Raw genomic sequence first — 21,363 nt, 5'->3', positions numbered from 1 at the left:
TCGGTGAAGCGTGATGTCTTCATGGAAATCTCCTCGAGAAAGGTTACGAGAAAATTCCACTTCTTGCCCCTGCTGATCTGCGGGGGGATTACCCTGCGCTGGCTAGGTTAGCTAAGCATCTGGCCCAGCGATACTCTGCCGGGTTGTCGGTCAGGCGACCACGTACAGAATTGAGTGCAATGTAGCGATAGCAGCGAAGGACGTAGTCCGCACTCTCCACAAGACATGCTTTGTGCTGCTCTTCCCATAGCGTACCAGTGGGCCATGGCGGCCATTGCACAATGCTACGTAGTTTTCCCCAAGCCGTTGCATCAGTTGCCCGATTGGTCTCGCTGCAGAGCGTGACTAGCGGGTGCACCTGGTTGTCCATCAATACGTAAGCATCCAGCTGGCAGCCTGTGGCGTGCAGGGCCTCATGCATCAGGTGCAGATAGCGCAGTCGATCGCCATCATCAAGAAAGCATGGCAAGCGTTGTTCCCGGGCTGCACGATGTGCTGCGGGACACCGGCAAGTTCAATGCGTGCAAATCTGGCCGTCGCACAAGACTCGCAACCAGACGTCGGCGCTAATGTGCAGGGAACCTCGCAAGAGCTGACGCCGTAGACTGCAATTTGCGGAGGAAGTGAATCTGACCCCGTTAGCAGCGACAGCTCAACTGCAGAGCAGATCGCGATTGCATTTGGGCGGGTACCTTCGACGAAAATAGCACCTTCGGCGCTCAATCTTGGCGAGGTCACTAGGGTTGATGGCGTCAATGTAACGAGAGTTGGGCGTTGGATGTCATCGGTTGAATTAGAGGCGATGCAATCTACTAATCGCGTAGTTCAGGGGGGCGGAGGGCAGACATACATTTCTGTCAACGGTGCTGGCGACTTTAGGGCTACTGCACCTAGCGGTTCTCTTTACGTGGAGTTTGATGTTCCCGTTGACAGTCTTGTTCAGGGTGGGAAGCAGGGGTGGTTCAAGATGCTTGGGCCAGATGCTAGTAAATCGCAAAAATTCATGCTTGGAAAACAGGGTGGTGAAGAGCTTCCGAAGGTTGGTAATGTTAAGATTGTCGATATGAAGGGAAATTAGTCATGAATATGAGTTGGTTTAAAGAAGATCTGTTGACATCTCTCAATGGTTGCGAATTTGAATTAAGTAATTTCAGTAATGGTGATTTCGGGGATCTCCAGCGAGTAGAAATCCAAGGTTTTAACAAGCTGGGGACAATAGAATTTTGGTCCTTGGGATGGGTTGGGCTTGATCTTGTCGATTGCGTTTCTGGAGCCCAAGAAATGAACGTGCTTCTTTCCCCGGATCAGCGAGATTTGGTTGACGGTGAGTTAAGGAGATTTGCAGCTTTAATGACTGGTTCCAAAATTTGAGTGGTGGCTCATGCGTCTGTCGCTATCCAATAACTGCGCATGGCGCTGTCTTCGTCTTGATCTGTTGACCAGGACTTGAGCGGTCAGCCTGATTCATTGGCGACGTGGTGCTTGTGGAACTGTTAAATAAAGCTGACAAAGCGAAACTGCCAACTCAGCCGAGGTCAGCCACACTACGACCAGTTCGCCATTGCGCATACGGACATTCAGTTTGGTCCCGGTGGCAAAGCCAATTGTTCCAGCCAGCACCGCGCAGGCGTAGCGTGGGAGCGCGTCGATCGCTGGCGGGGTAGTAGCCGTAGCCGACGGTTAGCTGCTGCGGCGCGCGCGGGCGACGCTTTGCGCGCTGTTGTTTGACAAGGTCGGCGGCGTTGGCGACCTCGATTTCTTTGGGGGTAGGCATCGGAGTGTGCGGCGACTTTTTGATGCGCCAGACCGCGTCGCGGGGTGGTTGACGCTTTGCGCGCTTGCGCGTGGTGGTGCGAGATGGCGGTTGACGCATGGCAAAGCCCGCCGTCGCGAACAGGCGCCGTCTCCGATCAGCGGCGGAATGTCGGGAGGTTAGAAACCGCACGTAGCCGGCGGGCGTATTTCCCCGAAGGGTGTTGTATTAGCCGCCCTCCCGACGCAGACATCGCGTCGGTTGCGCCTGCGAAGTGCAGGCACAAAAAATCCACTGGTTTGACGGAGGTGGGTACCGCTACGTGAGGAGTTTCTACGCTCCTTGGAGCAAGAGATTGCTACCGGGTACGAGCCATGTCAATGGCTTCGCAACGTCGAGCTCAACGCCACCAATTCCATGAGCAACCAGGGCGTCATCGCAGGCGCCGATGTCAGCATCACCGCAGGCAACCTGCTCAACCAGGGCCGCATCAGCGGCACTGGCGCTGTATCGCTGGAAGCCCGTAACGACCTGCTCAACCAGGGCCAGTTCCAGGGGCGCGATGTGGCGCTGGTGGCTGGCAACAACCCGGTCAGCGAAGCATCCAAGGCCATCAACGGCGTCGGCATTCTGTCCGGCATCAGCGCCAGCAACACTCTGCAACTATTCGCCGGCAATGACATGACGTTGACCGGTACCCGCGTGCAGGCCGATGGCAGCGCAGCATTGATTGCGGGCAATAACCTCAGCCTCACGCCCAGCGCGTTGCGCGACGACAACGGCCTGCTGCGCGGCGGCGATGCGGTGTCGGTGACCACCGGCAAGGATCTGGTGATGTCTGCAGGCAACGACCTGCAATTGCATGGCGTGACCATCAGCGCCGGCGGCAGCGCCGCACTGCAGGCGGGCAACAACCTCTCGTTGACCCCGCCCACCGGCCTGGACGGCAAGGTCGCCACGCGCACCAATATCAGCACCGGCGACAGCCTGTAGTTGACCGCCGGTAACGACCGGACCATCCGCCGTGATTAGCAAATGCACATAATTGTCCGTCAATACATGCGCGCGATCACGCAAGCTGCTTGGCTCCCAGACGCTCTAGTTCACTCTACGGTTTGTTACCTGCACAGCCCTAAGGCTGGACGCAGCACTGTTTTCATTGCCTGGACATGCGATGTGGCATCGTTCCGGGCATCAGTTAGATGCCGTCGCGTCGCGTCCGCACTTTCTGCTCTTGGTTGGAGAGTTCGATGACGAAGAAATCGCAGTGGTTTGGACTCCTGGGGTGGTTGGTGCTGTGCTATCTGGTGGCGGCCCTGGGAGCGACTGCATCGATCCAAGCAGCGACCTTCTACGCCGGCTTGCAGCGGCCGGACTGGGCACCGCCGGGATGGTTATTCGGGCCGGTGTGGACTGTGCTGTACGGGATGATGGCGATATCGGTGTGGCTGGTCTGGCGCCGCGGCGGATGGAGCAGTGCGCGTGGGGCGCTGGGTCTGTTCGTACTGCAGTTGGCGTTGAACGGGTTGTGGAGTTGGTTGTTCTTTGCCTGGCACATGGGCGCCTGGGCGTTTGTCGATATCGTGGCGCTGTGGGTGGCGTTGGTGCTGACAATCGCAGCATTCGCCAAGTGGCAGCGGATTGCTGCGTGGTTGTTGGTTCCGTATCTGCTATGGGTGAGTTTTGCGGCGGCGTTGAACTATTCGGTGTGGCAGCTCAATCCGCGGGTGCTTGGCTAAGGGCTGTATAGATCAAAAGTGGCTGATACGCTTTGCGTTCGGCGCAAGGTGGGCGCGGCCGCTAGGCGGAATTCGCCGAATCCAACCGCGTCTGTCACCAGGTCCTCGCTACAGGATGCTGCGCAAGCACCGCTTGGCCTTGCGCATTAAAAGTTTCCATAGCAATCAATCGGTTGGGGCGGCCTTGCTTAAATCTTTGTCCTGCAAGGCTTTCTGTATAGGTGCGCGGTCACGCAGGGCTGACGGAATACGTAGTGCTTGACAGCCTTCGGCCCGGTGATGTCTTTTGCACACATGCCTAACGCCTTCGCCACCGCCTCGCTTACCTGTCAGCCGCAGCCGCTACTGCGGCCGGGTGCGGGCGTGGCCGGCATTACCACCACCATTACCACCGTCACCATTCGCCCGGTGCGGCCCGTCGTCTTCGCGTAACTTCCGAAAACAACGGCCCCGCACCCGGATCAGGATGCGGGGGCTTTCCTCCCTCATCTGATGCGGACGGGGCCTCCCTAACGAGGTCTGTCGATGTCATCGCCTGTTGTTTTGCTCGAACCCGCCGCTGTTGCCGCATCTTCCGCACGCACCGTCGTGCATAAATTCGGCGGCACGTCGGTGGCCGATGCCGAGCGCTACCGGCATGTGGCGCAGTTGTTGCTGGCACGCGACGAGTCGGTGCAGGTCACCGTAGTCTCGGCGATGAAGGGGGTTACCGATGCCTTGATCGAATTGGCCGAGCTGGCCGCACAGAACCGCCCCGAATGGCGCGAGCGCTGGCATGAAACGCGGGCGCGCCATCGCGGTGCGGCGGTGGCCCTGCTGGGCGAGCATTCCGGGCCGACAGTGGAATGGCTGGACGAGCGCTTCGAGCATCTGTCGCAAATCCTCGGCGCTTTGGCGGTGATCGGCGAGTTGCCGCGTGAGGTGCTCGACCGCGTGCAAGGCCTGGGCGAGGTGTATTCGGCGCAGCTGCTGGGTGATCACTTCCGCGCGCTTGGCGAAGATTGCGCGGTGCTGGATGCGCGCGATGTGCTGGTAGTCAACCGCGGCGAACTCGGCGTTGATGTGGATTGGGACGTCAGCGCGCAGCGGCTTGCAACCTGGCGCCAGGCGCATCCGCAAACGCGCGTGGTGGTCACCGGCTTCGTAGCGCGCGATCGCGCCGACCGCATCACCACGCTGGGGCGCAACGGCAGCGATTATTCCGGTGCGATCTTCGCCGCCTTGTTCGATGCCGATGAGCTGCATATCTGGACCGACGTGGATGGCGTGCTCTCGGCGGACCCGCGCGTGGTGCCCGAAGCGGTGCAGCTGGAAACCTTGAGCTACGACGAGGCCTGCGAGCTGGCGTATTTCGGCGCGAAGGTGGTGCATCCGCAGACCATGTCGCCAGCGATCGAGCGCGGCCTGCCTATCATCATCCGCAACACCTTCCAGCCGGAACATCCGGGCACGCGCATCACCGCCAGCAGCAAGGTGAGCGGGCCGATCAAGGGACTGACGCTGAGTCCGGATCTGGCGGTGCTCAACCTGGAAGGCACCGGGCTGATCGGCGTGCCGGGCACGGCCGAGCGCGTGTTCGCGGCGCTGCGCGTGGCGCAGGTGTCGGTGGTGATGATCTCGCAGGGCTCGTCGGAGCATTCGATCTGCTGCGTGGTCAAACAGCATGAATCCGAGCGTGCGCGCAATGCGCTGTTGCAGGCGTTTGCGCACGAACTCACGGTCGGCCAGGTGCAACGCGTGCAACTGACCACGGGCATCAGCGTGCTGGCGGCAGTGGGCGATGGCATGGCCGGGCAGCCGGGTGTGGCGGCGCGGTTGTTCGAGTCGTTGGGGCGTGCGCAGGTCAATATCCTGGCGATCGCGCAGGGCTCGTCGGAGCGCAATATCTCGGTGGCCATCGACGCGGCACATGCGACCAAGGCCTTGCGTGCGGCGCATGCAGGCTTCTGGTTGTCGCCGCAGACGTTCTCGGTGGGCGTGATCGGTCCGGGGAACGTCGGCGCAGCGCTGCTGGATCAGTTGCGCATTGCGCAGCCGCAGTTGCTGGGCAAGGCCAACATCGACCTGCGCTTGCGCGCAGTGGTGTCGCGTGGCCGCATGCTGCTCGACGAGCGCGGTCTGGTGGGCAACTGGCGCGATGCCTTCGCGTCTGCAGCCACCGCGACCGATCTGGAGCGGTTCACCACGCATCTGCTGTCCGCGCATCTGCCGCATACGGTGATCATCGATTGCAGCGGCAGCGCTGAAGTGGCCGATCGCTATGCGGATTGGTTGGCCGCCGGCATCCATGTGGTGACGCCGAACAAACAGGCCGGCTCCGGCCCGTTGCAGCGGTATCAGGCGATCCGTGCGGCGGCCGATGCCAGCGGCGCACGCTTCCGTTACGAGGCCACGGTTGGCGCAGGGCTGCCGGTGATCACCACGCTGCGCGATCTGGTCGATACCGGCGATGCGGTGACTTCGATCGAAGGCATCTTTTCCGGCACGCTGGCATGGTTGTTCAACAAGTACGACGGTAGCGTGCCGTTCGCCGAACTGGTGACCCAGGCGCGCGGGATGGGCTATACCGAGCCGGACCCGCGCGACGATCTGTCCGGCGTGGATGTGGCGCGCAAGCTGGTGATCCTGGCGCGTGAAGCGGGGCGCGCGATCAGCCTGGAAGATGTGCAGGTCGAGAGCCTGGTGCCCGAGGCGCTGCGTCAGGCCAGCGTTCAGGATTTCATGGCGCGCCTGCATGAGGTGGATGCCACGTTCGCGCAGCGCCTGGCCGATGCACGTGCACGTGGCAATGTGCTGCGGTATGTCGCGCAGCTGCCGCCCGACAGCGCACCCAGCGTGGGCCTGGTCGAGTTGCCGGCCGATCATGCGTTCGCCAATCTGCGTTTGACCGACAACGTGGTGCAGTTCACCACGCGGCGTTACTGCGAAAACCCGCTGGTGGTGCAGGGGCCGGGGGCCGGGCCGGAAGTCACTGCGGCCGGTGTCTTTGCCGATCTGCTGCGGGTGGCGGCGGGCGAGGGGGCGCGATTGTGAGTCAGGCGGTTGCAAACCAGGCGGCTGTAAATCAAACGGCGCCAGATCAAACAAGCGAAGCGGACCACGTGGCGACCGCAATGCAGGGCCTGCACGAAGCACGCGCATTCGCACCGGCTTCGGTGGCGAATGTGGCAGTAGGATTCGATCTGCTCGGTTATCCCATCGACGGCGTGGGCGATACGGTCACGGTGCGTCGCATCGATGCGCCGGTGGTCCGCATCGCCGCCATTCGCGGCACCACGGTGGCCTTGCCGCTGGATGCCGAGCGCAACACCGCCGGCGCAGCCTTGATGTCGCTGCGCGCAGCACTGAAGCTGCCTTACGGCTTTGAAGTGGAGATCGACAAGGGCATCGCGTTGAGCTCAGGCATGGGGGGCTCGGCAGCCTCATGTGTGGCCGCATTAGTGGCGGCAAACGCGCTGCTAGACACGCCGCTAAGCACGACGCAGCTGTATCAGCATGCGCTCGACGGCGAAGCTGTCGCCAGCGGTAGCCGACATGGCGACAACCTGGGGCCGCTGTTTTTAGGCGGGCTGGTGCTGTGCACGCTGGAGCGGCTGGTGCCGATCAGTGTGCCGGCCGCGTGGCACAGCCTGCTGGTGCATCCGGACGCGGTGCTGGAAACCCGCCGCGCGCGCGAAGCCCTGGCCGGCGATTATCAATTGCGCGAGTTTGTCGCGCAGAGCACCAATCTTGCGTTGGTGCTGGCGGGCTGCCATGCCGGCGATGCCGGGCTGGTGCGCGCCGGCTTGCGCGATGTGCTGGTCGAGCCGCGCCGTGCGCCGCTGATCACCGGCTTCGCAGCCGCCAAACAGGCTGCGCTGGAGCATGACGCGATGGGTGCGAGCATTTCCGGTGCTGGCCCCAGCGTGTTCGCATGGTTCGAAACGCGCGCCGCTGCGCAAGCCGCTGCGCCTGCAGTGCAGGCTGCCTTTGCCGCTGCCGGGTTCGATAGCCAGTGCTGGGTGTCGCCGATCGCCAGCCCGGCCGCACGGCTGATCGAATGAGCCGGCATCTGCATGTCCCAGTTCGGCAGGATGCCACGTGCGGCGTGTGGACCACGCAACACGCGGCAAGTCCCTCACTCGACGACGACCTCGCTGATCTGCATCACCGGGCTCAGGTCGGTGTAGTTGGCGATGTCGCCCAGGATCTCCGTCGCGTGCGGGCCGAAGCTGCCGTTGAAGGCTTCCACCGAATCGCAAAAGAGATGGCACATGCCGATGAAGGCCGGCGTGCTGCCGGGCTCGCCGCCGCTGAGTCCCTTGTCCACGGTGTAACGCAGGCAGGCCGCACCCATGCGCGCGGCCACCAGCGGCATGTGCTGGTCGCGGTAGTAGCTGTGGTCGAAACGGGCACCTTCGCGGTAGGGATACATCACGCTGACCTTGATCATCTGCCGACTCCACGGAAAGGTGCGCGCAGCATAGCGCCGCGCCAGCGCATGCAGGGGACCATTCGGCGGAACGCAGCGACCGCGCCAACCATGCCCATTCCCTCGACCATTTCATTGCCGGGTAATGCCCGGTCCTGTTCTTGCCTGGAGTCACGCTGATGTTTATCTCCACCCGCGGTGGCGCACCTGCCGCAAGCCTGAGCCAGGCGATTGCCGCCGGCCTGGCCCCCGATGGCGGACTGTACGTGCCGCAGACCCTGCCACCGGCACGGACGATGACTGCCGGCACCACGCTGGCCCACACCGCCGTCGCATTGTTGCAGCCGTTCTTCGATGGCGATGCACTGGCGGACGAACTGCCGGCGATCTGTGCCGATGCGTTCGATTTCCCGGCGCCGTTGGTGCCATTGGGTACGCCCGGCGATTATGCGCTGGAGCTGTTCCACGGGCCCACTGCCGCGTTCAAGGATTTCGGTGCGCGCTTTCTCGCGGCGTGCCTGATCCGCCTGCGCCGTGCCGAAGACCGGCCGCTGACCATCCTGGTCGCCACCTCCGGCGATACCGGCGCGGCCGTCGCTGCGGCATTCCATCGCCAGCCCGGCTTGCGCGTGGTGGTGCTGTATCCGGACGGCCGCGTGTCGCCGCGCCAGGCGCATCAGCTGGGCTGTTTCGGCGACAACATCCAGGCCTTGCGCGTGGCCGGCTCGTTCGACGATTGCCAGGCGATGGTCAAGCAGGCCTTGAACGATGCCGGCCTGCAGGCGCAGGTACCGCTGAGTTCGGCCAACAGCATCAGCCTGGGCCGCCTGCTGCCGCAAATGAGCTATTACGCGCATGCCGCCCTGCAGCACCATGCCGGCGCGGGCGCCGCGCTGAATCTGGTGGTGCCCACCGGCAATCTGGGCAACGGGCTGGCGGCGATCCTGGCGCGTGCGCTCGGCGTACCGCTGGGCCGCATCGCGCTGGCGTCCAATGCCAACCACGTGCTGCCGGATTATTTTGCCGGCGACGATTACGCGCCGCAGCCCAGCGTGGCCACCGTGGCCAATGCGATGGACGTGGGGGCGCCGAGCAATTTCGAACGGCTGCGCTGGCTCTACCAGGGCGACGATGCCGTGCTGCGTGAGGCATTCCGTGCGTTGTCGGTGGACGATGCGGCCATCAGCCACACCATCCAGCAGCGCTATGCGCGCTACGGCGAGGTGCATTGTCCGCACACCGCCACCGCAGTGCATGTGCTGGAGCAGCTGCGCGCCGAAGGGGCCGATGGCGGCACCGGCGACTGGGCGGTGGCGGCCACCGCCCATCCGGCCAAGTTCGAGGGGGTGGTGGAGCCGTTGATCGGGCGCGATGTCGAGGTTCCGCCGGCGCTGGCCGCGCTATTGCAGCGGCCAGCACATGCCGAAACGTTGCCACCGGACTATGCCGCCTTCCGGCAGCGTCTGCTGGTGGATGCGGGCTAAACCCAACGCGTTCAGCGACTCGGGGTTGGAATGTGCCGCCCATGGGGCTATTTCTAAGGGGTGCGGTTCCCGCCGTGGCGCCGCTTCCGATGTGGGTTGTTGCATGTCTTATCGAGTGATTGCCGTTGCCGCCGCGTTGTTCGGGTGGGCAGCGGCTGGAACGGCCAGTGCGGCCGACGCCCTGTCTACTTCCCGCGTGTCGCCATGGAGCGCGACGCGCGTGGGTCTGGTCGATGCCTTGGCGCGGCAGGCGCCGTCGCTGGATCGTCGCGTGCTGGCGTTGGCGACCGAGGCGCTGCAATGCGCGCGACAGCGTCAGCAGGTTGGCGCCGAGCGCGTGCTCAGCGTGATCGACTACAGCCGGCCGTCGACCGAGCGCCGCCTGTGGGTGTTCGACCTGGCACGCCAGCGCTTGCTGTTTCGGGAATGGGTGGCGCACGGGCGCAACACCGGCACCAACCTGGCGGCGAAGTTTTCCAACGACGATGGCAGTTTCCAGTCCAGCCTCGGCGCATTCACCGCGCAGGAGTCCTACATCGGGCAGAACGGGTATTCGCTGCGGCTGAAAGGCCTGGAACCCGGTTTCAACGACCATGCGCGCGACCGCGCAATCGTGATCCACGGTGCGCCCTACGTCAGCGAGGCAGTGATCCGCAGCCAGGGCCGGCTTGGCCGCAGTCTGGGCTGCCCGGCGGTGCGTCCGGCGGTGGCCAGGCAGTTGATCGATACCTTGCGCGACGGCGCGTTCGTGTTTGCCTATTACCCGGACCGCGCCTGGCTGCGTCAATCGCGGCTGCTGGGCGGTGGCTGCGGGGCGTCGATGGCGGGGGCGAATGTGGGCGGGCACTGATCGGCAGGGCGTCAGCAGCCTGCGACTCGCTTGCAGTGGATACGCTCGCCGGCCTGCGCGCACGTCGGTGGCTGAACGATGCAGTGCCGTTAGATGGCGTGCGATAGGGGCACCGCAGCTGTCGCTGTCGCTGCGCAGATGCCGATCGACCTCTGGCCGCTGCAGCAACTTTGGAACGGCCGGCAAAACGTCGCAAGCCTCCTTATATGTTGGCAGGTGCGCAGCACATGAAACTTTCAGGCAGTGCAGGCCAGTCTGGTAACTCCTCGCACGCCTTCGTGGGGTAGCGTTGCGACTTAGAGCGGCTAACAAAACGACTTCGCGTCAGCCTACTGCAGGCCGGCTATCTGCGGCCTGGTTGCAGGGCCCTTGCCCGCCCAGCGTCGCGGGACACGCTGCAAGTACGTCCTTGTAAGCGCTTACGCGGCATCCATGCCGCGTAAGGTCCCGCGACGCTGGACGGGCAAGGACCAGTCGAGATGGTCGGCATGCATGGGTTTAAACACAGCAACCAGCGGAGTCTCTGGTGCGGTGTCCTCGCCGCTTGCGGGACCGTGTGGCGGCATGGATGCCGCCACCGAGCCCCCAGGGACGGGTTCACGGCGTGTCCCGCCAGCGGTGAGGGCACCGCGCATTCGACCCACTCAGTGTTTGATCTGGACTTCTGACTGCATCCACCAAGATACGACCGACAGAACCACTGCACTCACTGACAGGCGCTCGCTCGCCAGGTTTTGTTAGCTGCTCTTAACCGCGACACTTCAGACGGTATCGCCGGCAAGGCGACGCAGTGCCGCGTAATCCAGAACCTGCACCAGATGGAGCTGCGGCAACGCAATCAGTCGCTGCTGCTTGAGTTTGGTGAAGGTGCGGCTCACCGTTTCCACGGTCAGCCCGAGATGGTCGGCGATATCGCTGCGGCTCATCGGTAGCGCCACGGTGTCGCCGGTCGCGCCGGGCTGGGTGGAGCGGGCGGCCAGGCGCAGCAGGAAATGCGCCAGCCGTTCGCTCGGTTGCAGGCGCGCCAACAGCAGGCCGGTGTCCTGCGCGGCGGCCAGTTCCATGCTGGCGCGCTGGAACAGCTTGCGTTCCAGCTGGGGGTAGCGCTCGCGTAACTGGCGCATCTGCGCCATCGGTGTGCGACACACCCGGCTGGCGACGATGGCTTCGATATCGTGGCGGTGCTGCGGCGTTTCGGTCAGCCCGACGTAGTCGCCGGGCAGCACGAAGCCGGTGATCTGGCGGCGCCCGTCGGGCAGCGTGCGCACCATGCGCAGGGCGCCGGAGGTGACGGTGTAGACGTGATGGCGGGTCTCGCCCGTGCGCACCAGGGTGCTGCCTGGGGCGTAGGTCTGGGCGTGGATGGCCTGATCCAGCGCGTCCATTTCCTGCGCCGACAACGCCGCGCAGATGGCCCGGCCGCGTACCGCGCATTGCGCACAGTCGGAATTGCGCCTGTCGTTGCCCGACACGGCGCTTGGCGCCGCGCAGGTCGCGCTGGGATCTGGAAGCTGCCGATACATGGGCCACGCACTGCTAGGACGCGTGTGAATGATACGCCATGCGGTCAGCGCGGCCGGCAGCCGGTAGAATTGCGCGTTCGCCACATTGCCCTGCAGGAGTTTCGCTCGTGATCAAGCCCCGTACGCCGCCCGGCATCATGGAATTGCTGCCGCGCGAGCAGATCGCGTTCCAGCGCATGCTGGACGTCATCCGCCGCAATTACGAGCGGTTCGGGTTCCTGCCGGTCGAAACCCCGGTGTTCGAGCTGTCCGACGTGCTGTTGACCAAATCCGGCGGCGAAACCGAGCGCCAGGTGTACTTCGTGCAGTCCACCGGCGCGCTGGCCAATGCGGCTGCCGCCGCCGACGAGGGCACAGAGAGCGGTGGCCTGCCGGAACTGGCGTTGCGCTTCGACCTCACCGTGCCGCTGGCGCGCTATGTGGCCGAGCACGAGCACGAGTTGAGCTTCCCGTTCCGCCGCTACCAGATGCAGCGCGTGTACCGCGGCGAGCGTGCGCAGCGCGGGCGTTTCCGCGAGTTCTATCAGTGCGACATCGACGTGATCGGCAAGGATGCGTTGAGCATCCGCTACGACGCCGAAGTGCTGGCGGTGATCCACGCGGTGTTCGCCGAGCTGGGCATTGGCGCGTTCAAGGTGCAGTTGAACAACCGCAAGCTGCTGCGCGGGTTCTTCGAAAGCCTGGGCGTGGCCGAGGGCGAACTGCAGCTGGCGGTGCTGCGCGAGGTCGACAAGATCGACAAGCGCGGTGCCGATTACGTGCGCGATACGCTGGTGGGCGAGGGCTTCGGCATCGCCGCCGAGCAGGTCGACAAGATCCTGGCGTTCGTGGCGGTGCGTTCGGACGGCCATGCCGATGCGCTGGCGCAGCTGCAGGCGCTGGAAGCCTCGGTCGGTGCCAGTGCGACGCTGGGCGAGGGCATTGCCGAACTGCGCGAAGTGCTGGAACTGGTCAAGGCGCTGGGCGTGCCGGAAAGCGCGTACTGCCTGAATTTCTCCATCGCGCGCGGTTTGGATTACTACACCGGCACCGTTTACGAGACCACGCTGACCGATCACCCGCAGATCGGCTCGATCTGTTCGGGCGGCCGCTACGAAAGCCTGGCCAGCCACTACACCAAGTCCAAATTGCCGGGCGTCGGCATCTCGATCGGCCTGACCCGGCTGTTCTGGCAGCTGCGCGAGGCTGGCCTGATCCAGGGCATCGCCGAGAGCAGCGTGCACGCGATGGTTGCGCTGATGGACGAATCACGCCTGGACGACGCGCTGGATATCGCGCGCCGGCTACGCATCGGTGGCATCAACACCGAGGTGCAGATGGAGCCGAAGAAGGTCGGCAAGCAGTTCCAGTACGCCGCGCGTGCGGGCATCCGCTTCGTGGTGCTGGCCGGCGACGACGAGCTGGCGCGCGGCGTGGTGGCGGTGAAGGATCTTGTGCGTGAGCAGCAGTTCGATGTGCCGCGCGAAGAGTTGGCGAGCACGCTGCAGGTTGAGCTGGAGCAGGCCAAGGCGATGCTGGTGCCGGGTGCCGTTCGCTCCGGTTGATGCGTGACTCGATCGAAATCGTGCTGGACGGGCCGGTGTTCTTCGCGCAGCAAGACGAGGAGCAATTTTTCAGCTGGCTCGCAGCCTTGCCGGCCTACGCCGGTGTCAGGGGCAGGGGGTGCCAGTTGCATCTGGAATTGACCTGGCCGGTTGATCCCGCGACGGTCGAATCCTTGTTGGTGATCTGTCATCGATGGGAGATCGACAAGGCGCCGCTAGCCCCCCTGAAAAGTGAGGCAGTGTCCTGGCATGTAGTGTGGGCTCCCGCTGCCCCTAAGCAGCATGGCGCTTCGTAAGACAGCGCAGCGGCTGAGTTGCTGCTCGAAGTCCGGCTGAGTCAGCTCATCATTGTGATCGTCGCGCTGGCAGCTTCGGTTTCGCAGAAGTCGGCGCATCGCATCAGCCTTAACGCCCTCGATTCCCGAGATCCCAAGCGGGTGACAATTCTGCCCGCTTGCGTTAATGTACTAACACGCTATTACATTAACGCAATGAAACAACGACCTGCCCCCCGCGAAACCACCGATGTCGCCGCCTCCCTCAAGATGCTCGCCGATGCCCTGGCGTGCCTGAAAGAGCCTGGCGCAGTCGAGGCTTTTCTGCGCGATCTGTGCACGCCTGCCGAGCTGGAGGCCATGTCCGACCGCTGGCGAGTGGTGCCGTTGCTGATCAAGGGCGTGCCATACCGCGAGATCCATGAGCTGACCCAGGTCAGCGTCACCACCATCGGGCGCGTCGCGCGCACGCTGGAACACGGCGCCGGCGGCTATGCCGCGGCCCTGCGCGAGCAAGCCGCGCGCCCTGTCGATTCCCACTGAGAGAACAAGATGAGTGCTTCCACGGCAGCGCCGGCACGTGACCGGTTGCGTATTGCCATCCAGAAAAACGGCCGCCTGGCCGAACCGGCGCGTAGCTTGCTGGCTGCCTGCGGGCTGAGCTGGCGGCAGAGCCGCGACAAATTGTTCTGCTATGGCGAATCGCTGCCGGTGGACCTGTTGCTGGTGCGCGACGACGACATCCCCGGCCTGATCGCCGATGGCGTCTGCGACCTGGGCATCGTGGGCCAGAACGAGCTGGACGAGCAGGCATCGGCGCGTCGTCGCGCTGGCTTGCCGGCCGCGTATCACGCCGTGCGCGGGGTCGGTTTCGGCCAGTGCCGGCTGATGCTGGCAGTGCCGGAAGAATGGGACTGGCAGGGCGTGGCGCAGTTGGCGGGCAAGCGCATCGCCACCAGCTATCCGGCGATCCTGGCCGACTGGCTGGAACGGCAGGGCATCGACGCGGCGGTGGTGGAGCTCTCCGGTTCGGTGGAAATCGCACCGCGCCTGGGCACCGCCGATCTGATCTGCGATCTGGTCTCCAGCGGCGCCACGTTGGCGGCCAACCAGCTCAAGCCGGTGGAACTGGTGATGGAAAGCGAAGCCGTGCTGGCCGGCGCGGTGCGCGAGCCGGCCGATGCGCGCGCCGGCCTGCTGGCGATGCTGCTGCGGCGCATGGACGGGGTGCTCAAGCTGCGCGACAGCAAACTGCTGATGTTCCGCGCCGAACACGGCAACGTGGATGCGCTGCGCCGCCTGCTGCCCGATGCCGACCCGCTGGTGCAGCTGCCCGACGATGGCAACGGCGCGCTGCGATTGCAGACCATGTGCCACGGCGCGGTGACCTGGCAACGGCTGGAAGAACTCGAACGCGCAGGTGCGCAAGGCTTGATGGTGTTGACGGTGGAGCGCTCGCTGGCATGAATATTCTCGATTGGTCGCAACTGGACGCCGCTGCGCGCAGCCAGGCGTTGACCCGCCCGGCGCAGACCGTGGCCACGCAGACGCGCGAGGCGGTCGCCAGCTTGATCGCCGATGTGCGCGCCCGTGGCGATGCGGCGTTGCGCGAAATCACCGCACGTTTCGATGGCGTGTCGCTGGAGACTTTTGCAGTGAGCGAGGCCGAATTCGCCGCCGCCGAAGCGGCCGTGGCCCCGGAACTGCGCCAGGCGATGCAGGACGCCGTCGCGCGCATCGACACCTTCCACCGCGCCGGCATGAGCGAGGGCTATGCGGTGGAAACCGCGCCCGGTGTGGTCTGCGAAAAGATCGTGCGGCCGATCGGCCGGGTGGGGCTGTACGTACCGGCCGGCAGCGCGCCGTTGCCGTCGACTGCGTTGATGCTCGGCGTTCCCGCGCGTTTGGCCGGCTGCCGCGAGGTCGTACTGTGCACGCCGCCGCGCAAGGATGGCAGCGTGGATCCAGCGGTGCTGGTGGCCGCGCAGCTCACCGGCGTGCGTCGCGTGTTCAAGCTTGGCGGTGCGCAGGCGATTGCCGCGATGGCCTATGGCACCGAATCGGTGCCGAGCTGCGACAAGTTGTTCGGGCCGGGCAATAGCTACGTCACCGAAGCCAAGCAGCAGGTGGCGCAATCCGGCGCGGCAGCGATCGATATGCCGGCCGGTCCGTCCGAAGTGTTGGTCATTGCCGATGCCGGCGCGCAGCCGGCTTTCGTGGCTGCCGATCTTTTATCGCAGGCAGAGCACGGCCCGGATTCGCAGGTATTGCTGTTGTCCGACAGCGATGCGCTGATCGCGGCAGTGCAGGTGGAACTGAATGCCCAGCTGGCGCAACTCTCGCGCGCCGACATCGCGCGCCAGGCGCTGGCGCAATCGCGGCTGATCAAGGTGCAATCGCTGGACGAGGCATTTGCGATCAGCAATCGTTATGCCCCCGAGCACTTGATTCTGGCGCTGCGCGAACCGCGCGCATGGTTGAACCAGGTGGAAGCTGCCGGCTCGGTCTTTCTCGGCGACTATACGCCCGAGGCACTGGGCGATTATTGCAGCGGCACCAACCACGTGTTACCGACCAGCGGCGCGGCGCGCGCGTATAGCGGCGTGAGCGTGGCCAGCTTCCAGAACATGGTGAGCGTGCAGGCGGCGAGCAAGGCCGGTATCGCCGGCATCGGCGAGTGCGCGTTGATCCTTGCGCGCGCCGAAGGCCTGGATGCGCATGCCAATGCGGTGGCGCTGCGCATGGGAGTGGCGGCATGAGCACACCCTCGATTCTCGAACTGGTGCGCGAAGACCTGCGTGCGTTTGCCGGCTATTCGTCGGCACGCACCAGCGCGCTGCAGGGCGATGTCTGGCTCAATGCCAACGAATCGGCCTGGGGCAACCCGGCCGATCCCAATGGCAGCACGCGACGCTACCCCGATCCGCAACCCAAAGGGCTGCGCGTGGCGTTGGCCGAGTTGTATGGCTGCGCGCCCGAGCAACTGCTGATCGGGCGCGGCAGCGACGAGGCGATCGACCTGCTGGTGCGCGGCCTGTGCGTGCCCGAGCGCGATGCGGTGGTGGTGACGCCGCCGGTGTTCGGCATGTATGCGGTGTGCGCGCGCTTGCAGAATGCGCCGTTGGTCGAGGTGCCCTTGGTCGATGGCAGTGATGGATTCCATGCAGATATCGCCGCCATCGTCGAGGCGGCACTGACCTCGAAGGCGAAGTTGGTGTTCCTGTGCTCGCCGTCCAACCCGGCGGGGTCGGCGATTTCGTTGCAGGACATCGAAGTCGCATTGCAGGCACTGCAGGGCAAGGCGCTGGTGGTTGTCGACGAAGCCTATGGCGAATTTTCGGATGTGCCGTCTGCCGTTGCGCTGCTGGGCCGCTACGACAATCTTGCCGTGCTGCGCACCTTGTCGAAAGCGCATGCGCTTGCCGCAGCACGTATCGGCAGCCTGATCGCGCATGCAGAATTGATCGCGTTGTTGCGGCGCTGCCAGGCCCCGTATCCGGTGCCCACGCCGTGCGCGGCGATGGCCGAGCAGGCATTGTCTGCGCCAGCACTGGACGTCACGCGCCGGCGGATTGCCGAGGTGCGCAGCGAGCGTGAGCGCCTACACACCGCGCTCGAACAACTGGCCGGTGTGCGTCAGGTGTATCCCTCGCAAGGCAACTTCCTGCTGGTGCGTTTCGACGACGCCGAAGCCGCATTTCACGCGCTGCTGGAAGCCGGCGTGGTGGTGCGCGATCAACGCGCGGTGCCGCGCCTGTCCGATGCATTGCGCATCACCCTGGGCACGATCGAACAGAACCAACGCGTGCTCGGCGCGCTGCAGCGCAAGCAGGAGGCCGCATGACCCCGATTCTTTTTGTCGACCGCGACGGTACGCTGATCACCGAGCCGGCCGATTACCAGATCGACGCCTACGAAAAGTTGCGCTTTGTCGACAACGTGATTCCGGCGATGCTCAAGTTGCGCGATGCGGGCTATCAATTCGTCATCGTCACCAATCAGGACGGTCTGGGCAGCGAGCGCTATCCGCGGGCCGCCTTCGATGGCCCCAACAACCTGATGCTGCAGATCTTCGCCAGCCAGGGCATCGAGTTCCGCGAAGTGCTGATCGACTGCAGCTGGCCGGCCGACAATGCGCCCACGCGCAAGCCGGGTGTTGGCCTGATGGTGCCTTACCTGCAGGATCGCAACATCGACTGGGCGCGCTCGGCAATGGTGGGCGACCGCCTGACCGACATCCAGTTTGCGCAGAATCTCAATATCCGCGGCTTCCAGCTACGTACCGACGAATTCGGCGGCGAATGGGATTGGCCGGGCATCGCGCACGAACTGGCCGATGCACCGCGGCGTGCGGTGGTCCAGCGCAATACAAAAGAAACCAAGATCCGCGTCGAGCTGGACCTGGATCGCGTCGCCGAGCCGCAGACCGCTACCGGCCTGCCGTTCTTCGATCACATGCTGGAGCAGATTGGTAAGCATGGCGGCTTTGCGCTGGATATCCGCGCCGACGGCGACCTGCATATCGATGAGCACCACACCATCGAAGACACCGGCCTGGCGCTGGGCCAGGCACTGCGCGAAGCCCTGGGCAACAAGCGTGGCATCGGCCGCTACGGGTTCGATCCGGTCGAAAGCCCGTGGTTGGCGGCGGGCGAGGGCGCGCAACACGGGTTTACCCTGCCGATGGACGAAACCATTGCCAGCGCGGCGCTGGATTTCAGTGGCCGGCCCTATTTTGTGTTCGATGGCGAGTTCAAGCGCGAACGCGTGGGCGATATGCCGACCGAGCTGGTGCCGCATTTCTTCCGCTCCATCTGCGATGCCTCCGGTTTAAACCTGCATTTGAGCGTGCGTGGCGAGAACGATCACCACAAGGTCGAGGCGTGCTTCAAGGCGCTTGCACGCGCCTTGCGGCAGGCGATCCGTCGCGAAGGCACGGCGCTGCCGTCGACCAAGGGCGCGCTATGACCGACCTTGCGCTGATCGACGCCGGTGGCGCCAACCTGGGCTCGGTGCGCTACGCGTTGGAGCGGCTCGGCATCGAGGCACGGCTGGTGCGCGATGCGGCCGGCTTGCAGGGTGCCGATCGGGTGATCCTGCCCGGCGTGGGCGCCGCGCCGGAAGCGATGAAGCGACTGCGCGCCCAGGGGTTGATCGAGCCGCTGCGCCAGTTGCAGGTGCCGTTGATCGGCATCTGCCTGGGCATGCAGCTGCTGTTCGAGCGCTCCGAAGAAGGCGATGTGGACTGTCTTGGCCTGTTGCCGGGCGTGGTGCGCCACATGACGCCGGCGCTGGGCATCCGCGTGCCGCATATGGGCTGGAACCAATTGGTGCCGATGCGTGAATCGGCATTGCTGGCTGGCCTGCCCGAGCGCGCCAGTGCCTATTTCGTCCATGGGTACGCCGCGCCAGTCACGCCGGACACGGTGGCCGCCTGCGATCACGGCGGCTTGTTCACTGCAGTGGTGCAGCAAGGCCTGCGTTGCGGTGCACAGTTCCACCCCGAGCGTTCTGCCGAGACCGGTGCCCGCATCCTGCGCAATTTTCTTGAGATGAGCTTCCCATGAGTTTTACCGTCTACCCGGCGCTGGATCTCCGCAACGGCCGCGTGGTGCGCTTGTTGCAGGGCGATTACGCGCGCGAAACCCAGTATGGCGACGATGTGCTGCCGCGTGCGCAGGCGTTTGCCGATGCCGGCGCACGGTGGATGCATCTGGTGGATCTGGATGCGGCCAAGGCCGGTGGCTATACCTTGGCCAGCACGCTGGGCGCGATCGCGCGCGCCACCGGCTTGCAGGTGCAGACCGGCGGCGGCGTGCGTTCGCGCGAAGATGTGGCACGTCTCCTCGACGCAGGTGCGGCGCGCGTGGTGATCGGCTCGCTGGCGGTGCGTGAGAGCGACACCGTCATGGCATGGTTGCAGGAATTCGGTGCGGATCGCCTGACCATTGCGCTGGACACGCGCCAAGACGCCGACGGCGTATGGCAATTGCCGGTGCATGGCTGGACCGAAGCGGCCGAAGCCACCCTGGACCAATTGGCGGTGCGCTATGCGCAGGCCGGGCTGCAACATCTGCTGTGCACCGACATCGCACGCGATGGCATGCTGTCCGGGCCGAATATGCACCTGTACGCGCATTTGCGCGCACTCACGCCGCAGTTGCAGGTACAGGTCTCCGGCGGCGCGCGCAATCTTGCCGACGTTGCCGCGGCCAAGGCATCGGGCTGCGCCGGCATCGTGCTGGGCAAGGCCTTGCTCGAAGGTCATCTGGATCTCAAGGACGCATTGGCATGTTGAGCCGTCGCATCATTCCGTGCCTGGACGTGCGCGATGGGCGCGTGGTCAAGGGCGTCAAGTTCCGCGACCACATCGACATGGGCGATATCGTCGAACTGGCGCTGCGTTATCGCGCGCAAGGTGCCGATGAACTGGTGTTCTACGACATCGGCGCCAGCCCGGAAGGGCGCTCGGTCGACTACACCTGGGTCGAGCGTGTGGCGCGGTTGATCGACATTCCGTTCTGCGTGGCCGGTGGCATTCGCGATGTCGAAACGGCGCGTGCGGTGCTGCACGCCGGTGCCGACAAGATTTCGATCAACTCGCCGGCGCTCGGCCGCCCGCAGTTGATTTCCGAACTGGCCGACGCATTCGGTGTGCAATGCGTGGTGGTCGGCATCGATTCCATTCGCGAAGAAGACGGCCAGTGGCGGGTGCGGCGCTACACCGGCGACCCCAGCAAGACCCAGGCGTTGCCGATGCGCACGCTGGATTGGGTGGCCGACGCGCAGCGCCTGGGCGCCGGTGAGATCGTACTCAATTGCATGGACAACGACGGCGTACGGCGTGGCTACGATATCGCGCAGTTGCGCCAGGTGCGTGCGCTGTGTCGCGTGCCGTTGATCGCTTCCGGCGGTGCAGGCGAGATGCAGCACTTCGCCGATGTGTTCGACCAGGCCGATGTGGATGGCGCCTTGGCTGCCAGCGTGTTTCACAGCGGCGCGATTCCGATTCCGGAACTCAAGCAATTTTTGCGTGCGCAACAGATCGAGGTGCGTGATGGGCAGTGACACCGTGGCAACCGACGACGCGCTGACAGCGCTGGACTGGAGCAAGGGCGACGGCTTGTTGCCGGTCATCGTGCAGGACGCTGACAACCTGCGCGTGCTGATGCTGGGGTACATGAACGCCGAAGCCCTGGCCGTTACGCAGCAGCGCGGCGACGTCACCTTCTTCAGCCGTAGCAAGCAGCGCCTGTGGACCAAGGGCGAGAGCTCGGGCAACGTGCTGCGCGTGGTCTCGATCGAAGCCGACTGCGATGCCGACACGTTGTTGGTGCAGGCGCGCCCGCACGGGCCGACCTGTCATCTTGGTCGCACCAGTTGTTTTCCGACCGCGCCTGGCCAATTTCTCGGCAGCCTGGATGCCTTGATCGCCACACGCGAACAAGAACGGCCGCCCGGCAGCTACACCACCAAACTGTTCGAACAAGGCATCCGCCGCATCGCGCAGAAAGTGGGCGAGGAGGGCGTGGAAACCGCATTGGCCGGCGTGGTGCAGGGCGATGCCGAGTTGCTCGGCGAATCGGCCGATCTGCTGTATCACCTGATCGTGCTGCTGCGCGCACGCGGCCTGGGTCTGACTGATGCGGTGGCGTTGCTGGAGTCGCGGCACACGTAGCGCGCTTTGCTGGGCGAGCCGTCTAGCGCGACGACGCGTTATCGACAACGCTCCGTCGCGCTAGCGGGCGCTTTTTGAGAGCGACCAATAAAGCAGTGCGTACGCG

Annotated in this window: 19 protein-coding genes and 2 pseudogenes; 18 read left to right on the top strand and 3 right to left on the bottom strand. The window is 64.6% G+C overall.

What is annotated here, in order from left to right; all coding sequences use genetic code 11:
• Positions 1–1,080 precede the first annotated feature (1,080 nt).
• Positions 1,081–1,371 carry a hypothetical protein gene (locus GGR61_RS17375; RefSeq protein WP_184622934.1) on the top strand — a complete coding sequence of 97 codons (291 nt, stop codon included), beginning with the start codon at positions 1,081–1,083 and terminating at the stop codon, positions 1,369–1,371.
• 93 nt (positions 1,372–1,464) lie between these two features.
• Here the strand turns inward: GGR61_RS17375 and GGR61_RS21260 are convergent.
• Positions 1,465–1,873: pseudogene (locus tag GGR61_RS21260) on the bottom strand (SymE family type I addiction module toxin).
• A 270-nt stretch (positions 1,874–2,143) separates the two neighbouring features.
• Between GGR61_RS21260 and GGR61_RS17370 the strand changes: the two are divergent.
• From GGR61_RS17370 to GGR61_RS17355, 4 genes and pseudogenes are all read left to right on the top strand, one after another.
• A pseudogene (locus tag GGR61_RS17370) lies at positions 2,144–2,677 on the top strand (hemagglutinin repeat-containing protein); the annotation flags it as partial.
• A 314-nt stretch (positions 2,678–2,991) separates the two neighbouring features.
• Positions 2,992–3,492 carry a TspO/MBR family protein gene (locus tag GGR61_RS17365; RefSeq protein WP_184622939.1) on the top strand — a complete coding sequence of 167 codons (501 nt, stop codon included), beginning with the start codon at positions 2,992–2,994 and terminating at the stop codon, positions 3,490–3,492.
• A gap of 525 nt (positions 3,493–4,017) precedes the next feature.
• A complete protein-coding gene (gene thrA, locus GGR61_RS17360; protein WP_184622932.1) occupies positions 4,018–6,525 on the top strand; it encodes a bifunctional aspartate kinase/homoserine dehydrogenase I in 2,508 nt (835 codons plus the stop codon).
• 80 nt (positions 6,526–6,605) lie between these two features.
• On the top strand, positions 6,606–7,535 hold the full coding sequence (locus GGR61_RS17355) for a homoserine kinase (RefSeq protein WP_184622937.1): 930 nt from the start codon (positions 6,606–6,608) through the stop codon (positions 7,533–7,535).
• Positions 7,536–7,609: 74 nt separating this feature from the next.
• Here GGR61_RS17355 and GGR61_RS17350 read toward each other — a convergent pair whose 3' ends face one another.
• Entirely contained in the window at positions 7,610–7,924 is a 315-nt protein-coding gene (locus GGR61_RS17350) for an EthD family reductase (protein WP_184408977.1), read from the bottom strand.
• Positions 7,925–8,082: 158 nt separating this feature from the next.
• On the opposite strand from GGR61_RS17350, the gene thrC reads away from it, so the two are divergent.
• The gene (thrC, locus tag GGR61_RS17345; protein WP_184622930.1) at positions 8,083–9,387 is read left to right on the top strand and encodes a threonine synthase; all 1,305 of its coding nucleotides are present in this window, start codon (positions 8,083–8,085) and stop codon (positions 9,385–9,387) included.
• Between the two features lie 103 nt (positions 9,388–9,490).
• A complete protein-coding gene (locus GGR61_RS17340) occupies positions 9,491–10,237 on the top strand; it encodes a murein L,D-transpeptidase catalytic domain family protein (RefSeq protein WP_184408975.1) in 747 nt (248 codons plus the stop codon).
• Positions 10,238–10,998: 761 nt separating this feature from the next.
• On the opposite strand, the gene GGR61_RS17335 is transcribed toward GGR61_RS17340, so the two are convergent.
• Complete coding sequence (locus tag GGR61_RS17335) at positions 10,999–11,622, bottom strand: helix-turn-helix domain-containing protein (RefSeq protein WP_184622928.1); 624 nt, start codon at positions 11,620–11,622, stop codon at positions 10,999–11,001.
• Positions 11,623–11,867: 245 nt separating this feature from the next.
• Between GGR61_RS17335 and hisS the strand changes: the two genes are divergently transcribed.
• From hisS to hisIE, 11 genes are all read left to right on the top strand, one after another.
• Entirely contained in the window at positions 11,868–13,304 is a 1,437-nt protein-coding gene (hisS, locus tag GGR61_RS17330) for a histidine--tRNA ligase (protein ID WP_184622926.1), read from the top strand.
• Complete coding sequence (locus GGR61_RS17325) at positions 13,304–13,600, top strand: hypothetical protein (RefSeq protein WP_184622924.1); 297 nt, start codon at positions 13,304–13,306, stop codon at positions 13,598–13,600. The genes hisS and GGR61_RS17325 overlap by 1 nt, the downstream gene beginning before the upstream one ends.
• Before the next feature lie 195 nt (positions 13,601–13,795).
• Positions 13,796–14,122, top strand: coding sequence for a YerC/YecD family TrpR-related protein (locus GGR61_RS17320; protein WP_184409015.1), 327 nt, complete (start codon positions 13,796–13,798; stop codon positions 14,120–14,122).
• A gap of 9 nt (positions 14,123–14,131) precedes the next feature.
• Positions 14,132–15,046: an ATP phosphoribosyltransferase gene (hisG, locus tag GGR61_RS17315; protein WP_184622923.1), complete on the top strand. Its 915-nt coding sequence runs from the start codon at positions 14,132–14,134 to the stop codon at positions 15,044–15,046.
• Positions 15,043–16,338 carry a histidinol dehydrogenase gene (hisD, locus tag GGR61_RS17310; RefSeq protein WP_184622921.1) on the top strand — a complete coding sequence of 432 codons (1,296 nt, stop codon included), beginning with the start codon at positions 15,043–15,045 and terminating at the stop codon, positions 16,336–16,338. Before hisG ends, hisD begins: the two co-directional genes overlap by 4 nt.
• Positions 16,335–17,423, top strand: coding sequence for a histidinol-phosphate transaminase (gene hisC / locus GGR61_RS17305; RefSeq protein ID WP_184622919.1), 1,089 nt, complete (start codon positions 16,335–16,337; stop codon positions 17,421–17,423). The genes hisD and hisC overlap by 4 nt, the downstream gene beginning before the upstream one ends.
• On the top strand, positions 17,420–18,547 hold the full coding sequence (gene hisB / locus GGR61_RS17300; protein WP_184408968.1) for a bifunctional histidinol-phosphatase/imidazoleglycerol-phosphate dehydratase HisB: 1,128 nt from the start codon (positions 17,420–17,422) through the stop codon (positions 18,545–18,547). The genes hisC and hisB overlap by 4 nt, the downstream gene beginning before the upstream one ends.
• The gene (gene hisH / locus GGR61_RS17295; RefSeq protein ID WP_184408967.1) at positions 18,544–19,146 is read left to right on the top strand and encodes an imidazole glycerol phosphate synthase subunit HisH; all 603 of its coding nucleotides are present in this window, start codon (positions 18,544–18,546) and stop codon (positions 19,144–19,146) included. Before hisB ends, hisH begins: the two co-directional genes overlap by 4 nt.
• Complete coding sequence (gene hisA / locus GGR61_RS17290) at positions 19,143–19,877, top strand: 1-(5-phosphoribosyl)-5-[(5-phosphoribosylamino)methylideneamino]imidazole-4-carboxamide isomerase (protein WP_184622918.1); 735 nt, start codon at positions 19,143–19,145, stop codon at positions 19,875–19,877. The genes hisH and hisA overlap by 4 nt, the downstream gene beginning before the upstream one ends.
• Complete coding sequence (hisF, locus tag GGR61_RS17285; protein WP_184408965.1) at positions 19,871–20,647, top strand: imidazole glycerol phosphate synthase subunit HisF; 777 nt, start codon at positions 19,871–19,873, stop codon at positions 20,645–20,647. The genes hisA and hisF overlap by 7 nt, the downstream gene beginning before the upstream one ends.
• Positions 20,637–21,257, top strand: a complete 621-nt coding sequence (hisIE, locus tag GGR61_RS17280; protein WP_184622916.1) for a bifunctional phosphoribosyl-AMP cyclohydrolase/phosphoribosyl-ATP diphosphatase HisIE — start codon at positions 20,637–20,639, stop codon at positions 21,255–21,257. Before hisF ends, hisIE begins: the two co-directional genes overlap by 11 nt.
• Positions 21,258–21,363: the final 106 nt, after the last annotated feature.

It is taken from the genome of Xanthomonas sp. 3058 (assembly GCF_014199765.1).
Lineage (GTDB): Bacteria > Pseudomonadota > Gammaproteobacteria > Xanthomonadales > Xanthomonadaceae > Xanthomonas > Xanthomonas campestris_B.
The sequence above is the reverse complement of the archived record's forward strand: the minus strand, read 5'-3'. Positions and strand labels throughout refer to the sequence as shown.